At 59.0% G+C, this 15,931-nt stretch carries 11 protein-coding genes; 2 read left to right on the forward strand and 9 right to left on the reverse strand.

Annotation, left to right across the window (positions count from 1 at the left end):
• Nucleotides 1-114 precede the first annotated feature (114 nt).
• Entirely contained in the window at nt 115-2,091 is a 1,977-nt protein-coding gene (locus AC13QO_RS23825; RefSeq protein WP_488542040.1) for a putative bifunctional diguanylate cyclase/phosphodiesterase, read from the reverse strand.
• Between the two features lie 254 nt (nt 2,092-2,345).
• Here AC13QO_RS23825 and AC13QO_RS23830 point away from each other — a divergent pair, with 254 nt between their 5' ends.
• Entirely contained in the window at nt 2,346-3,389 is a 1,044-nt protein-coding gene (locus tag AC13QO_RS23830) for a class I SAM-dependent methyltransferase (RefSeq protein ID WP_488542041.1), read from the forward strand.
• 393 nt (nt 3,390-3,782) lie between these two features.
• Here the strand turns inward: AC13QO_RS23830 and AC13QO_RS23835 are convergent, their stop codons facing one another.
• The 6 genes from AC13QO_RS23835 to AC13QO_RS23860 all read right to left on the reverse strand — a co-directional run bounded on the left by AC13QO_RS23835 (nt 3,783) and on the right by AC13QO_RS23860 (nt 11,043).
• Nucleotides 3,783-5,276, reverse strand: coding sequence for a hypothetical protein (locus AC13QO_RS23835; protein ID WP_488542076.1), 1,494 nt, complete (start codon nt 5,274-5,276; stop codon nt 3,783-3,785).
• Between the two features lie 86 nt (nt 5,277-5,362).
• A complete protein-coding gene (locus AC13QO_RS23840) occupies nt 5,363-7,051 on the reverse strand; it encodes a hypothetical protein (protein ID WP_488542042.1) in 1,689 nt (562 codons plus the stop codon).
• Complete coding sequence (locus AC13QO_RS23845; protein WP_488542043.1) at nt 6,985-7,734, reverse strand: SDR family oxidoreductase; 750 nt, start codon at nt 7,732-7,734, stop codon at nt 6,985-6,987. Before AC13QO_RS23845 ends, AC13QO_RS23840 begins: the two co-directional genes overlap by 67 nt.
• Nucleotides 7,731-9,053: an FAD-binding oxidoreductase gene (locus tag AC13QO_RS23850; RefSeq protein ID WP_488542044.1), complete on the reverse strand. Its 1,323-nt coding sequence runs from the start codon at nt 9,051-9,053 to the stop codon at nt 7,731-7,733. The genes AC13QO_RS23845 and AC13QO_RS23850 overlap by 4 nt, the downstream gene beginning before the upstream one ends.
• A gap of 7 nt (nt 9,054-9,060) precedes the next feature.
• The gene (locus tag AC13QO_RS23855) at nt 9,061-9,492 is read right to left on the reverse strand and encodes a GtrA family protein (protein ID WP_430957892.1); all 432 of its coding nucleotides are present in this window, start codon (nt 9,490-9,492) and stop codon (nt 9,061-9,063) included.
• A 9-nt stretch (nt 9,493-9,501) separates the two neighbouring features.
• Entirely contained in the window at nt 9,502-11,043 is a 1,542-nt protein-coding gene (locus AC13QO_RS23860; protein ID WP_488542045.1) for a UbiA family prenyltransferase, read from the reverse strand.
• A gap of 264 nt (nt 11,044-11,307) precedes the next feature.
• Between AC13QO_RS23860 and AC13QO_RS23865 the strand changes: the two genes are divergently transcribed.
• Entirely contained in the window at nt 11,308-13,080 is a 1,773-nt protein-coding gene (locus AC13QO_RS23865; RefSeq protein WP_488542046.1) for an SLC13 family permease, read from the forward strand.
• Between the two features lie 84 nt (nt 13,081-13,164).
• On the opposite strand, the gene AC13QO_RS23870 is transcribed toward AC13QO_RS23865, so the two are convergent.
• Together AC13QO_RS23870 and AC13QO_RS23875 are read right to left on the reverse strand one after the other, a co-directional pair.
• Nucleotides 13,165-14,334: a M20 aminoacylase family protein gene (locus AC13QO_RS23870; RefSeq protein ID WP_488542047.1), complete on the reverse strand. Its 1,170-nt coding sequence runs from the start codon at nt 14,332-14,334 to the stop codon at nt 13,165-13,167.
• 91 nt (nt 14,335-14,425) lie between these two features.
• Entirely contained in the window at nt 14,426-15,931 is a 1,506-nt protein-coding gene (locus AC13QO_RS23875; protein WP_085779293.1) for a tripartite tricarboxylate transporter permease, read from the reverse strand.

Raw genomic sequence — 15,931 nt, forward strand, 5'->3', positions numbered from 1 at the left:
TCTAGGCAGGGACGCACGGATCAAAAGCGAGCGGGAGTGCCGTGCAATACGCCTACGGGCGCCTGCCGCCGTGACCAACAAAACTCATTGCCCATTCCGAATGGACGTTTCGAATCAATGAGTCCTGACCAGGCCGAAAGGCAGCACGTTATCAGATTCAAGCTGGGCTGCCGGCGCGGGCCGTCCGATGTAATATCCTTGGATCTGGTTGATTCCGTACTGCTGCATCAGCCGCTGATGTTCAATGGTCTCAACGCCTTCAATGAGTATCCTCACGCCGAGATTGCGCAGCAGGCTGATGATGTCAAGCAACATCCTCTTGCCTTTTTCAGTATGGCAATCATGGAGGAAGGATCGATCGATCTTGACAGTGTCGAATTCGATCAGGCGAAGCCACGAGAGCCCGGCGAAGCCTGTGCCGAAGTCGTCCAGCCAGACTTGAGCGCCCAACCTCCTCAGGTCGCTGATGCAACGAACCACGGTCTGGTCGATTTCCAGCTCAACGCCTTCGGTAATTTCGAAAGCAAGCCGAGCGCCCGTCACGCCGAATTCTGCGAGCGTCGCGGCGACATAGCTGGCGAAACCCGGCATCTTGAGCTCAATCGGCGAAACGTTGACGCTGGCAACTTGCACCAAGCCGGTCGCCAACAGGTCTCGGCAAACGGTGCGAATTGCCCACCGGCCGAGTTCAACGATCGAACCTGTCCTTTCCGCAACAGGAATAAACATAGCAGGTGACACCTGCGTCCCGTCCAACATCCTCAAACGCATCAAAGCTTCAACGCCGTCCGTCTTGCCTGTCTGAATGTTGCGAATCGGCTGATAGACGAGGGAGACAAGGCCGTGTTCAATCGCGATTTTCAAGGTCGCGGCTATATCCTCGCTGTCATCGCTCCTCTGCGGGTCTTCGGGATCGAAGACCACGAGAGTGTTGCGACCCGATGCCTTGGCGGCATAAAGCGCGCGATCAGCTTCATGGATGACCTTGTCGACCTGTTTGGTTTCACCCCTGGTATAGGACACGCCGACACTCACCGTGATGACGGTGGTCCCGTCTCGCCTGTGCTCATGTGGCCAAGCCAGATCTCGAACGGCAGCACAAATCGCTTCTGCGAGTTCGGTCGCTCTTTCCGAATTCAGCATTGGTGTGATGAGGATGAATTCCTCACCCCCGTATCGTCCGATGATGGCGTCCCAGGACGAGGCCACACTTTGGAGAAGCTGCGAGACAGCGACAAGGCATCGGTCGCCTTCTTGATGGCCATAGCAGTCGTTGTAATGTTTGAAATAATCGACATCGATGAGCAGCACGGCAAAGGGCGCCCTATGGTCCTGCCATCGTTGCCAATAATCACGCAGCTGTTGGTCGATCGCCCGGCGATTTTCCAGGCCGGTCAGCGAGTCGGTGTTGGAGAGGTGCAAAAGCGCCTTGCCCCTTTCCTCGGCGGCGGCTTGCTGCAAACTCGCTTCAAGAGCATTCAGGAAAACTTTATAGCGCTCTCTGTTGAGCTGAAGGTTCACGTAAGAGGTAAAAATGAAGCAGGATATGCAGAACGCACCCAGGATCAGCTTATGAAGAAGCAGCATCGGCGCGAATAAACAGAGGGCGCCGATGAAGATGAGCATGTTCGTTACGGAGGCCGCAAGAGCTAGCGGAAACCGGAAACTGAAGAACAAGTTGACGCTCATCATGAAGATCGAGCCAAAAACCATGTAATATGAGAAGGCGTCTCTGACCGTGGTCATCTGTGCCGTCAGAAGCCAGACTAAATAAGCCGCTAGCACGGACGTCGCCGCCGCCATATCGACCGTATCGGCCTTTGCTTTGCGGTAGAGCAAGAGCTCCAGCATGCATATCGCACCGACGCCAACCGCCAATCGGCCGGCGATCGTGTACCGGACGACATCGCCAATAAAAAGGTAGTCAGTGAAAGAGTATGCAAGGTAAGCAGCCACCGCTATCCAGAGGCCGCTGCGCGTAGCGGTCTTTCGGCCGCTCTCGCTCTTCTGCTTGTACAGGCGACGCAACTGTTCTGACGATAGCGTCGGCCCTATGGTGGCGACTGCGGTCTCGGCTAACACGTGCATCATGCCCCTGCCACCCAAAATAATGCAGCATTGCCCTACGCAGACTGCCAGCTAACGCTGGATAGCCCCCCGCAGACTCCACATCAACCGATAACGCTGCACCGAGCTTCCGGCGGGCAGAGTATCTGTCGGGTTCACTAATATTTTCTAAAATTAAGACGTGCACTTCGACTGCGCCCCAACCTTGACGCTTGACCTTCATGAGAATGATGAAGATTTTACTCAATGTTTAAATCATTATCCCCAATGAGGTTTCCGTGGCTCAGCCCCTCTTTTCTCTTGATGGCCAAAGCTTGATTACACCGCAGTCAGTCAGCAAAAAGTTCCCCTCACCTCACCACGATAATGAAACGGACCTCCTGCGGACGGCAGAGGCCGAGTTTGCGATTCTCATCAACATTGCAATGCAGCGGTTCAGCGCCGGGAAAGACCTGCCTGGTGCAGTCAGGTGGTTGATCGGCCAGCTTCATGACGTCCGCCAAAAATTCGGTACTGCTGTATGGCAAAAGCTCATTCCATTCATTCAGGCCCATCCCTCGGCAAAGATTCTGCAGCAGTGCCCGTTCACTCGTTGGTCCTTTGAAAAACCTCGCGGCTATTCCGGTGACGCCAGTCTTATAGACTTTATTTATGGGCATCCGGCGGTCGCCGAAGAAGTTGCCAGATCCACGCTTCTCGGCCTGGATATCTTTGAATACACGATCAATGCGCCCGGCCCGGTAGCGGTCAGGGAACGTCGCGACATTCTGACCCGCTACGTTGATGACACCGCTGCGCGAAGGGGATCGGACACCGAGGTTCTGGCAATCGCCGCGGGTCACCTTCGCGAAGCAGAGGCATCAAAGGCGCTTGCAGAAGGCCGCCTTAAGCGCTGGGTTGCTCTTGATCAGGATCCGCAAAGTATTGGTTCGATCGCGAGCCAATTCCATGGGACTTCTGTCGAGCCTATCGACGGATCGGTGCGCGGTTTGCTCGCGCGCAAACATCAGCTTGGCACCTTCGATCTGATCTACGCAGCAGGGCTGTACGATTACCTTGCCGATAAAGTAGCAATCCGGCTCACGCAGATTTGCATGGAAATGCTGAAACCGGGCGGCGTCTTTCTATTTGCCAACTTCTCCGATGAGATGGCGGATGACGGATACATGGAATCCTACATGAACTGGGAGCTCCTCCACCGTTCCGAGGCCGACATGTGGCGTATTGCCAATAGTAGTGCGGCGGAAAACACGGTTGAGAAGACAGTCTGGTTCGGTGCCAACCGTAACATCATTTACAGCACCATCAGGAAGCTGTCGTAAGTCGGGACGGCCGCCCGGCCGCGCTGCTGCAGACCGGCCGGGACATCCGCATCAAGGGAGAGTTAGCAAGCGTCAAAGACAGACGGAGCAATCGGATTGCGATGACGCAGCAGGGCCACTCCGCGACATGCTGATGACGAGGCCGCGGCGAGCACACAGAACTGGAGCATACGGCGCCAAAATCCACTAATTTCGGCATTCCTGTTCCTGGCGGTCGTCGCAGTGAGTGGCTTCGTGCTGTTGGCATCCCGCTGGCTTCGCCGCTCGGATGAATCCACTACACGCTTTTCCTGCTACCCGTTTGGCAGCGCAGGGTCGATTTGCGCCTGCGCGCTCGTACTGATGATCATCGGCCTTGATCGCCGCGGAGGTGAAAAAACAGGCTGCGCCGGCTCAGGAAGCCTTTCTGCGGTAAATGCGCCAATCGGCCGTCTCCCGCACCAGCGCATAGTGGCGGGCGATATAGTGGGCATAAAGATCGCGCAGCCCGTTGCCCGTCCAGATCTCGATCGGCCATTTCGGATCGAGGATAAGATCGACGTCGCCGAACATCTCTTCCGCGGCCAGATGATCATACGGCCCAAGAGTTCGCCCCCAATGATACCAGACGCTGTCGCCCGCGGGCGGCGTCAGCCCCAGGCCGGCGGAGAAGGGATTGACGAAATCGAGAACCGAGACGCGCTCGTCACCAGACATGAGTTGCGACAGGATGGCCGAAGCGTCCACCAGTGTCCTGTTGTATTCCTCAAAATATTCGTATTGGCCGGCGCTCCACATCTCAACGAGCCTGATCTCGGAAAACGCCGGCAGCGGGATCGCTTTGCCTCGGCCGCCGGCAGCGTAATAGGCGTGAATTGCGAATGATGCAGCGTTGCCGACGGCGGCGGGCAATAGCAGGAACCCCACGAGTAGCGGCAGCGCGAACCGCGCTTTCCCGAATCGGGAGAGTGGCTTGGCGCGAAAGAGGCTTTCCGTGATGATGGCTGCGCTTGCACCCAGAGTCAGAATACCGACGGTCTGGAAATTCTGCCCAATCAAGAGGATTCCGGTCGTGCCGCAGAAGGCAACGAAGAGCAGATGCCGATAGCTCGGCGTCAGGTTGAGAACGATGAGCACGACTGTCAGATAGACAAGAAGGTCGGCGAGATTGTTCCGTATCAAATGACCGAGTGCGGTCAACGTCAGAACGCCGCCGCTGTTCTTTGCTGAAAGGCCAAGGTCAGCAAGGTAGTTGAACCCGCCGCGCCAGACGATTTCAATCGCGATGACGCTGAAGGCGATCATCCCCAGCGCCAACCTCACCCAACCGATCTGGCGACGATCGAAAAGCATGAACAATAGGAAGCCAAGCCCTACGACCCCATAGGTGATTTTGGTGTAGAGCATCAGCAACACAAGGAAACTGGCGCATGCCGCATCGACTGCTTTGCGACTCCCGGCGGCCGGCAATCGAGGCAGATACATCACCAACAAAAAGCCGAGCGACGCCCATCCAATCCGGTTGTAGAACATGGCAAAAGTTAGCTCCCCTATCCGCTCGCCCGGATTCGCGGGAGCCGCAACTATCAGGAGCAGGAACAGCGCAAGCGGAAGTCCGAACGCCTTATGCATCCGGCCGCTCACGATTTCCGCGGCAATGGCAGCAAGCAGGAGGACCACTATCGCCATTCCAGACGGCATCGCGCCGCCCAGATTGCCCGACAAGCCATAGCCGGCAGCGGGAATATAAAATGTCAGCGGCCCGAGCGACGAATGGAAATCCACATTCGGCACCTGGCCACGCACGATGCGATGAGCACCATCCAGGAAAACGAAGAGGTCGTTGACGTACTTGGTCGTCGCCGTTCGGCCAGGCAAAGCGAGAAGGGCGGCGAGAACGAAACCCATGCCGACGATGACAACCCACGGCCGGCTCAACCGTGACGCCAGGGGCGATGCGGCGTCTGCCGTTTCCACCGACCTTTCCGTCTCAGTCACTGCACCTCGCTTTGCGACTTCGCCTGGCGCCACTGATAGATCGTCCACTCGGATGTTTTCTGAACGACCTCGAACCGAGCCGAAAGAAACGGGCCGTACAGCGCCTGCAGCGGCAGGCTGTTGATTCCTGTTTTTGGCACCATGACGAACTTTACATCCGCAAAGAGCACTTCCGGTGGGATGAAGGCTTTCTCGTTGATATTGCGGTTCCAGTGAAACCATGCGGAGTCACCGGTAGGCGGACGAATGCCGAGCCCCGCTGAAAAAGGATTGGCGAAATCAAGCACGAAAATGCGCTCCGGCGGTACCGGCAATGCCTGCAGCAGACTTCCCCCGGTGATGATGTCGTCGAGATAACGCCTTATGAAGTCAGGCTCGCCGCCGGGCGGATCGATCTCCCGAACATCGTCGAAACGCGGCAGCCCGAGAGATTGCCCGGCTTTCTCAGCCGCAAGCGATGTATGCAGAATGAGAGCTGCGGCGTGGTGTACGATCGGCGGCAACAGGAATAAGGTCGCAAGCAGCGGCAGAGCCGTGGCAGGAAGAGCCAAACCTCCCGCCCTTCCCCCTTCATCGCCTTGCTGAAGCCACGCGGCTTTCTGCGCCAGAACGACTGCACCGCAGTAGAGCGTGATGATGCCCCAGCTGTGGGCGTTCTGGTTGATGATCGCCAAGCCAGCGCCTACGCAGAACCCGGAGAAGAGAAAATCGCGGAAGCTGCGGGTTTGCCAGATGGCGATCAAAGCGAAGGTCGCAAATACGACGAGGTCGGAAAGGTTCTCACGTAGGTTCTTCAGGATGCTGCCGAGGTCATGGCCGCCGCTGACACGCGCCGCCGCCCGCAGATCCTCAATGTGCTGAGCGGTTCCGCGCCAGAAAAACTCGATGGCGATCATTGCCAGCCCCGTCAGCAGCAGGGCGGTCACGACCCAGCGGCGCTGCTGCCGATCCAATAGGATGATCACGAGAAAGGCGGTTCCAGCAAGCCCGTAGGTCGCCTTGGTGTAGAATGAGACGAGCAGAAGAAAGACGGCGGCAAGAGCATCGGCGGCATCGCGCGCGGGCTGCGGCGTCAGATACATCACCAGCAGCAGGCCAAGCGCGACCCAACCGATGCGGTTGTAAAACATCGCGAAGGAAGGATACCAGATGGAACTGCCGAGATTGATCGGCGCCGCGAGGATGAGAATGAGGAATATGCCGAGCGCGGCCGCCAATGACAGGCTGAGGCGGGACACGAGGATGCGGATCATCGCCGGGATGAAGGCGACGACAACAATAGCCATTCCGACCGGTATGGCAGCGCCGAAATTCCCCGTCAGTTGATATCCAGCCGCCGGAAGATAAAAGACGAGTGGCCCGAGCGCCGTGTGGAAATCGCGATTCGGCACCTGACCGAACGTGATGCGGTGCGCACCGTCGATAAAGACCAGCACGTCATTGATAAAGGCGGCGTTGATGGTCCTCCCGGGCAGGGCAAGCATGGCCGCGCAGGCCAATGCTGTTAGAATGATTGCGCCTTCGGCCGACAGCAACCGCCGTATCCTCGCCGCCGGTCGCCTGCTGGCACCTGCGCTCCTTCCGATGGCCGCGTAAGCGGCGTGATTGCCTGGTTCCGTCACAGCCGCAACCTCTTGAAGATCGGTTCCGGGATTAACTGGATCGCCGTCATGAGCGGCCGCCATATGCGTCTGACATAGACGACGTCCCCGCCTCTGCCTCCCTCCGCGACAGTAAAGATCTTCTGCGCGACCTCCCGAGGTTCGGCTGTGAGAAGCGGCGGCAGCTTCATGCCATGCGTCATGCGTGTCCGAACGAACCCCGGCTTCACGGTGAGCACCCGCACGCCGGACCCGGACAGCCGGTTTCGCAGGCCGGACAAGTAGGCGGTCAACCCGGCTTTTGCGGCGCCATAGACATAGTTGGACGCGCGTCCGCGATCTCCGGCGACGGAGCTTATGCCGACGATGGTACCTGATCCCCTTGCCGCAAAACGTTCTGCCAGAAGGCCAAGAAGCAAAGCTGGTCCTTCGAAGTTCGTCCGCATGATCATGGCGGCGTGCTCGAGCTGCCGTTCAGCGCGAGACTGCTCGCCCAGTTCGCCGACAACGCAGACCACCGTGTCGGGCAGAGGCGAAACGAGGCCTACAAAATCTTCGAAGTGGCTCGTGGCGAGGATATCGAGTTCGTGAACCAGGACATTAGCGCCGGTCCGCGCGCTGATGTCGTCGGCTTCGCGCTGTACGGCGGAGAGCTTTCGTCCGGTGAGAAGCACATTCCATCCGGCCTCCGCATAGATCAGCGCCGTCGCGCGACCGATATCCGACGTCCCGCCTATCAGGAGCAATGTCTTGCAGATCCCCGTCATATGCCGAGCCTCTTTGCCAAGCGGGAATTAAAGCGACGATCGGCGCCCGTTATTTTGCGTAGCTCTTTGAACGCAGCCAACCGAGGGTAACCGGCCTCGAATGTGTGACGTGACTGTCGTGCATCCTTGGCGAGATAGAGCCGCCCCCCTGCCTTGACAACCAGCTCGTCGATTTCGTCGAGCAGCCGGAACACTTCCTGCGTGACGGGAAGGTCGAGTGCGAGCGTGTAGCCCGGGGCAGGAAAGGACAGCAGCCCGCTCCCGCGGCCCAGCTTCTTCAGAACGGCAAGAAAGGAGCCTTTTCCCGAGCGCGCAAAGCGCTCGAGAATGCCACTCAGGACTGCCAGCGCATCCTCGGCAGGAACCACGCACTGATGCTGCAGAAAGCCCCTCCTGCCATACAGCCGGTTCCATTCGAGGATACCGTCCAGTGGAAAGAAGTATTTATCCCAGTGGACCAGCGACGTCTTGGCTGCCTTTCGCGCTCCCGCCCTGAAATAAAGCTCGTTGAAGGCTGCTACGCTTGTTTTGTTGAGCGCCCATTGCGGCAGATCGAATGGCAGTGAAAACCTCCCCTCGTTTTTCGCTGCAAAACGATCGGCCTTCGGCATGCCGCCGACCTCGTCCAGCGACGCGTGTTCGCCGGCGAAAATCAGCGAGCGTCCAAGGGAAGCGCCTTGCAAAAGGCAATCGATCCAGGCGACCGAATAAGTGGCATCCTCGGTCTGCTGCAGCGCCTTCAACGCCTCGCCAAGGTTTTTCGTGACGATCGTCTTTTGCGCGATCCAGCCGGATTCGATCGGTCTCAAGCGGAAGGTCGCTTCCGCGATAATCCCGGTCATGCCCATGCCACCGACCGTCGCGAAGAAAAGCTCAGGGTTGCGCGTGCGGCTACAGGTGAGGATCTCTCCGCCGGCGACCACCAGCTTGAGCTCGCTGACATGGTCACCGAACCCGCCGTCGCGATGATGGTTCTTGCCGTGCACGTCGGAGGCGATCATCCCGCCGACCGTGACAAATTTGGTGCCCGGTACCACAGGCGGAAAATAGCCTCTCGGGACAAACGAGCGCAGAATGTCCGAGAGCATTACGCCCCCTTCCACGGTCAGCGTCGCATTGGTGGGATCGAAGCTCCGCATCCGGCTCAGCCCACGGCACATTAAGGTGGAGTGTTCGCCGATCGCCGCGTCACCATACGAGCGCCCATTTCCGCGCCCGATCAGTCCCACGCGAGCCGCCACGGTGCCTGCAAGCGCCTCCGGCAGCCGGCAGTCGATTGCCTCGCTCTCATGGTGCGGATAGCGTCCCCAGCCCTCCATGAGTTTGTCACGCCTCCTCTGGTTTGAAGACGAATTTCCGGTCCAATGCGTATTTGGAGATGTAGCCGATCGCCAAGCCGAGCGCTCCGCCGGTGTATTTTGCGAGGTCCGTCTTCCAGACCGTCCAAAAAGCAATTTCAAACCCCCAGAATATGAGCGTCGTCAGGACACTGAACAGGCCGTAAAGCGCCACCTTGAGCATCTCGTCGCCGTATGACGTGTAGCCGTCGAAGAAGATCCATCTTTTGTCGAGGACGTATTTCAAGCCGAAGCCGGCAGCAGTCCCTGCGAGCATAGATGGCATGAGGCTCGGCGACGGGGCCAGCTGCATGACACTAGCCTGGACCGCGAAATTGGCGGCCGTGGAGAGCATGGCAAAGGCGAGGTAGCGGGTTGCGAGGCTGGCAGAAGTGCTTCGCTCTGAAGACTGACGACCCATGCGACCACCTCACATCGCGGCGATGACAAGTGCGCCGGCAACGCCGAGCGTGGCAAGGCTGACCTTGTCCTTCATCGCGAAGACGACTGGATCGTCATGCATCTGCCCCCGATGGGCGAGCATGAGGATGCGGGCAATCCAGCAGGCAAGGATCGGCCCGGCCAACCACAGCAAAGCTGGCCTAGTGTAGATGTCTTGGGCACTGTCGCTTGCGGCATAGAGGGCAAATAACGTCAGCGCGTTCATTCCTGCTCCAGCTGCCAGGGCACCCACCATACCGATATCCGCCTTCCTGTAATCGCGGTTTCTGGAGTCCGGCAGGTGCGCGGCGCGTCGCGAAATGAGCTCGGTGTATCGCTTCACCAAAGCGAGCGAGAGAAACCAGCTCATCATGAAGGCAAGCAGCCAGGGAGATGGCCACACCAAGACGGCGGCAGCGCCGCCGATCACCCGTGTGGTGTAAAGGGAGGCGAGAGCCACCACGTCCAGGATCATCTTCCGCTTGAGGAAGAAAGAATAGGCGGTGGTCAAGGCGAAATATCCCGCCAGCACGAGCACAAAGACGGATGAAACCATGGCGGCGACCGTTAGCGCCAGCAAAAGCAGGATCGGGATTGCCAGAACGGCGCGCGACAGCGGTATCTCGCCACAGGCAAGGGGTCTGCGGCATTTGGTTTTATGGCGGCGGTCGTCCTGCAGATCGACCAAGTCGTTCAGGAGATAAACGCCCGAGGCACAGAGCGAAAAAGCCACCAAAGCCAAGCAGGCATTCGCAAGGCTATGGAGTTCAAAGAGTTGATTTGTCAGCAGCGGGACAAATACCAACGCGTTCTTGACGTATTGATGCACTCGCAACGAACGCGCCCAAATCCGCCATGTCGGTTTGTCGTGGCTCAGATGCTCGACGTTCTCGCATTGGTACGAAAGCGCTCGCGCAACTGCCGCCGATGTCCTTATGGCATAAGACTTTGCGGCGTGGCGCCAGACTGCCAAGTCGGCCGAGTCGTTGCCGATATAGTCGAAGCCACCCTCTCCGAAGGCGGCGACGAGTTTTGCCGCCTTTAGCTCGGCGACACAATTCATCGTCTCGCTTGTTGCAAACCAGCCGGTGAAGAGGCCGAGGTGGTCTGCAACCGCGCAAACCAGGCGCTCGTGGGTTGCAGAAGCGAGATAAACCGAACGCCCCTCCTCCCGTGCGGTCTTGATGACCTTCAGCACTTCCGCGTCATAAGGAAGGATGGATGGATCGAAGTCCGCTGGCTGAGACAGGCGGTGCTTCAGACATGCCTTTCCGGCGGAAAGCGACCTGATGAAATCGACGATCGAATGGGGCCGACGGCTAAGCTCCGAGAAGGCCGCCTCAATTAGCAGGTCGGACCGCACCAGCGTGCCGTCAAGATCAACCACTAATGGGCGGGGCGACAGCGATCTTTGCAGGTCCGGTGGACTGTGCACCGACAATGCCGCAGGCTCAGGTTGAGGCCACTGGTCCTCCTCGGCTCTCGGCAGAAAATCTCTTCGTAGCTGGAATTCGTGATGCAGCTCGTTCAAAGGATTTCCCTTATGCTTCGAAACCGTGAAAGCTCGCCGAACCACGGCTGAGCAGTTTAGTTCCATCACCAAAATGGGTGAGGTGCCGCCGGGGAAAACCTTATCGGAGGTTGAGGTTTTTCTCGTAAAACCGAGAGTATCTCCGCAGATCCAGAGGTTCGAGCCCCGGAGTTGGTGCCGAGGAACTTGCACAACGTTACAGCGTTTCTGAATATCATTTTCAGCTCGGCTGTCCGCAACATCCCAGCCTCTTCCCAGGGCCGTATGACAACACAACAGATAATCGCCTTTTCTGTCATCGGGCTCATGATGGCGGTCTTTATATGGGATCGCTTCCGCTATGATGTTGTCGCGTGTTGTGCGCTTGTACTGGCAGTCGCGACCGGCATTGTGCCGCCGGAAAAAGCGTTTTCCGGATTTTCGGATGACATCGTCATTATCGTTGGCAGCGCACTGGTCGTCAGCGCAGGCGTAGCGCGGTCAGGCATTGTGGATTCGGCAATCAAGAGATTTTTCCCGAATCTGGACACGTTTTACACGCAGCTTGCGCTCTTGATGATTGCGGTGGCGATGCTTTCTGCTTTCATTAAAAATATCGGCGCGCTTGCTATCATGATGCCGGTCGCCTTCAAGTTCGCGAAAAAATCCGGCGCCTCTCCTTCAAAATACCTGATGCCGATGTCGTTTGCCGCTTTACTTGGCGGATTGATGACGCAGATTGGCACCTCGCCCAACATCGTCGTTTCACGATTGCGGGAGGAGATGACGGGGACCTCCTTCACCATGTTTGACTTCACGCCGACAGGTGGTGTTCTCACGATTGTTGGCATCACCTTCCTCTTGTTCTTCCACTGGCTGGTGCCAAGCCGCACCAAGCAGAACAGCTCGATTGAAGATGCAATCGAAATCAAGAATTACACCAGCGAAGTCGCGATCACAGACCAGTCAACTCTGGTTGAGCAGGCTTTGAGCGATCTCCTGAAGCTCGGTGATGGTGAGGTCATAGCCACGGCTGTGCTGCGGGGTGGTACCCGAATGGCTGCATTCCCTGATCTCACGCTTCGCACTGAGGATATTATCATGCTGGAAGGTCCATCGGCAGCGATGGACCGCATTGTATCCCAGGGGAAATTGAAGCTTTCCGGCAAGCCTCTGGCGGAAGGCGGCCATCCGGAAGCAGACATCATTTCGCTTGAGGCAATCGTTAGTCAGGAATCATCCCTCGCTGGCCTTTCGGCCAAAGAATTGGCGCTTTCCTACACGCGCGGCGTCAACCTTTTGGCGATTAGCCGGCGCGGTGAACGCCTCAAGGAACGTCTTGGAAACTTGACCATCAGCACCGGTGATGTGCTCCTTCTGCAAGGCAACCGGAAAAGCCTGACTGCCCTTCTGCAGGATTTCGGCCTGCTGCCACTCGCACAGCGCGAGGTGCTGCTCGGCACCCGCCGCCGCGCCTTCATTCCGCTTCTTATCCTGGCGCTCGCGATGGCAACGACCGCGGCCGGCCTCGCGCCGATTCCGGTGGCCTTCTTCGCGGCCGCCCTGGGCATGGTCGTTTTTCGAGCTGTTCCACTTGCCGATGTCTATAAATCGGTTGATGGACCGATCCTCGTGATGCTCGCGGCCCTTATTCCCGTCTCCGACTCCTTGCGCACCTCCGGCGGCAGCGATCTGATTGCCGGCTGGCTGAGTGGGGCGGCGATGAACCTGCCGGCATGGGGTGCGCTCGGCCTGATCTTGGTGACCGCCATGGCCGTTACTCCCTTCCTCAACAACGCTGCAACGGTCCTTGTCATGGCACCGATCGCCGCAGGCTTTGCAACGGGTCTAGGCTTCAAACCGGAAGCCTTCCTGATGGCGGTGGCCATTGGCGCGGGTTGCGACTTCCTCACGCCTGTCGGCCATCAGTGCAACACGCTCGTCTTCGGTCCTGGCGGTTACAAGTTTTCCGATTATCCGCGGCTCGGCTTGCCGCTGTCGGCGTTGATTATTCTCGTCAGCGTGCCGGCGCTGCTATTTGTCTGGCCCGTCAACTAGTGTGGAACGACGCCTCAGTTCCGAAAAGTCGTGCGTGACTGCCACAGCGCCGCAAAACAGCGAAAACGGAGCAATGGACATCGCTTAAACCTTCAACTCCCCCTCCACCAACGCCACCCAGTAAGCCGCCCCGTATCCAAGCGCCTCATCGTTGAAATCATAAGCCGTGTTGTGGTGCAGCGCACCGTCAACCGCCGGTCCATTGCCCAGCCAGACATAACAGCCCGGCGCGTTCTGCGCGAAGAAGGCAAAGTCATCTCCGGCCGTCGATGGCGGAAAACTCCTCCGCACTTTTTCACCAAAGACGATGCCGGCGGCGGCAAGCGCCCGTGATGTCGCATCCGCATCATTGAAGACAGGTGGTATGCGCCGCTCAAAACGATAGTCGGCCGATACGCCGTACATCGCAGCCGTCCCACTCGCCAACCGGGCGATCTCTGCCTCCAGCTGGTCACGCACCTCAGGCGAATAGGCCCGTGCCGTTCCGCCGATCTCCACAATATCGGGAATGACGTTCAACGCCTTGGCATCGCCCGTCTGCAGGAAGCAGGCGCTGACGACCGCCGGCTGCAGTGGGTCGACCACGCGGCCGACGATCGTCTGCAGCGATGATAGGAAAGTACCGGCTGCCGTGATCGGATCGCGGCCGAGATGCGGCTTGGCCCCGTGCGTGCCGACCCCGCGAAAGGTGATGCGCCAGCTGTCGGAGGAGGCGAGCTGCGGTCCCTCGACCACGGCGATCTCGTGGACCGCAAGCCCCGGCATATTGTGCAGGCCATAGACGGCATCGCAGGGAAAAAGCCGGAAGAGCCCCTCCTCGACCATGCGCTTCGCCCCGCCGCGGCCTTCTTCGGCCGGCTGGAAGAGAAAATGCACGGTGCCGGAAAAATTCCGCGTCGCCGCCAGATACCGCGCGGCGCCGAGCAGCATTGCCGTATGGCCATCATGGCCGCAGGCATGCATCTTACCAGGCACTGTCGATTTATAGGGCCGCTCCGCCATCTCAGGCATGGCGAGCGCATCCATATCGGCTCTCAACCCGATCCTGCGCGTGTCATTGCCGACCTGCAGCGTGCCAACCACGCCGGTGCCGGCAAGCCCGCGATGCACGGCGATGCCGGCCTCCTCAAGAACCTTTGCGGCGATACCGGCGGTGCGCTCCTCCTCGAAACCGAGTTCGGGATGGGCGTGCAGATCGCGGCGCAAGGCGGTGAGGAACGGCAGATCGTCCCTGATCCGGGCAGGAATACTCATGGGCTGGATATCCCTCCATGTGAAACGGGCGCCCGAACGGCGCCCGCGTCAGATCATTCGTTTTTCATCAAACAGCTCGCGAGTTCAACCCTCAAGCTTCTTCGACGAATACCTCCTCGCGCTTCTTCCTGACGCTCGGCAGGAAGACGACGATGAGCACGGCGACCGCGATAGCCAGAAGCGTGGCGCTGATCGGCCGCGTGATGAAGGTGCTGGGGTCACCGCGCGACAGGATCATGGCGCGTCTGAGGTTCTCTTCCAGCAGCGGCCCGAGCACGAAGCCGAGCAGCAGCGGCGCCGGCTCGCAGCGCAGCTTGGCCAGCACATAGCCGATGAGGCCGAAGAAGGCGACGGCATAGAGATCGTAAACGTTGGAATTGACGCTGTAGACCCCAATCGAGCAGAAGGCCATGATGATGGGGAAGAGTACGTAATAAGGCACCGTCAGCAGCTTCACCCAGAGCCCGATCAGCGGCAGATTGAGGATGACGAGCATCAGATTGCCGATCCACATCGAGGCGATGATGCCCCAGAACAGCGCCGGCTGCTCGGTGGCGACGTTCGGGCCTGGCACGATGCCCTGGATGATCATGGCGCCGATCATCAGCGCCATCACCGGATTGGCCGGAATGCCGAGCGTCAGCAACGGAATGAATGAGGTCTGCGCTCCGGCATTATTGGCCGATTCCGGGCCTGCAACGCCGGCAACCGCGCCCTGGCCAAATTCCTTCGGCGTCTTCGACAAGCGCTTTTCCACCGTATAAGAGGCGAAGGAAGCGAGGATCGCCCCGCCACCCGGCAGGATGCCGAGCGCGGAGCCGATGGCGGTGCCGCGAATGATGGGCGCGACCATCTCCTTGAATTCCTGGCGCGAAGGCAAGAGGCCCGATACCTTGGCCATCAGCACCGTTCGTGTCGACTCTCCCTCGAGATTACGCAGGATTTCAGCGACGCCGAAGACGCCGACGGCGAGCGCCACGAAATTCAGCCCGTCGGCATATTCACGGATGCCGAGCGTGAAACGCGGTGTGCCGGTATAGATATCGGTGCCGACGAGGCCGAGCAGCAGCCCGAGCGCCACCATCGCCAGCGCCTTGACGACCGAGCCATGCGCCAGCGCAATCGAGGAAACGAGGCCGACGATCATCAGTGAGAAATATTCAGCCGATCCGAATTGCAGCGCGATGTCGGTCAGCGGCGGCGCGAAGACCGCAACGAGGAAGGTCGAGACCGTACCGGCGAAGAACGAGCCTAGCGCCGCGATCGCCAGCGCCGCCCCCGCCCTGCCCTTGCGCGCCATCTGATAGCCGTCGATCGCGGTGACGGCCGAGGAGGATTCGCCCGGCATGTTGATGAGGATCGCCGTTGTCGAGCCGCCATACTGCGCGCCGTAGTAGATGCCGGCGAGCATGATGAGTGAGGAAACCGGCTCGAGCTGGAAGGTGATCGGCAAAAGCATGGCGATCGTCGCCGTGGCTCCGATACCGGGCAGTACGCCGATAAGCGTGCCGAGCAGCACGCCAATTAGGCAGAAGAGGAGATTATCGAGCGTTGCCGCCGTGGCAAAGCCGAGCGCGAGATTGCTGAAAAGATCCAT

The organism is Rhizobium sp. CNPSo 3670 (assembly GCF_057784555.1).

Excerpts from the sequence above, each read along its gene's own strand:
- AC13QO_RS23825 (WP_488542040.1), bottom strand. The coding sequence starts at position 2,091 with ATGATGCACGTGTTAGCCGAGACCGCAGTCGCCACCATAGGGCCGACG.
- AC13QO_RS23835 (WP_488542076.1), bottom strand. The coding sequence starts at position 5,276 with ATGGGTTTCGTTCTCGCCGCCCTTCTCGCTTTGCCTGGCCGAACGGCG.
- AC13QO_RS23840 (WP_488542042.1), bottom strand. The coding sequence starts at position 7,051 with ATGGCGGCCGCTCATGACGGCGATCCAGTTAATCCCGGAACCGATCTT.
- AC13QO_RS23845 (WP_488542043.1), bottom strand. The coding sequence starts at position 7,734 with ATGACGGGGATCTGCAAGACATTGCTCCTGATAGGCGGGACGTCGGAT.
- AC13QO_RS23850 (WP_488542044.1), bottom strand. The coding sequence starts at position 9,053 with ATGGAGGGCTGGGGACGCTATCCGCACCATGAGAGCGAGGCAATCGAC.
- AC13QO_RS23855 (WP_430957892.1), bottom strand. The coding sequence starts at position 9,492 with ATGGGTCGTCAGTCTTCAGAGCGAAGCACTTCTGCCAGCCTCGCAACC.
- AC13QO_RS23865 (WP_488542046.1), top strand. The coding sequence starts at position 11,308 with ATGACAACACAACAGATAATCGCCTTTTCTGTCATCGGGCTCATGATG.
- AC13QO_RS23870 (WP_488542047.1), bottom strand. The coding sequence starts at position 14,334 with ATGAGTATTCCTGCCCGGATCAGGGACGATCTGCCGTTCCTCACCGCC.
- AC13QO_RS23875 (WP_085779293.1), bottom strand. The coding sequence starts at position 15,931 with ATGGATCTTTTCAGCAATCTCGCGCTCGGCTTTGCCACGGCGGCAACG.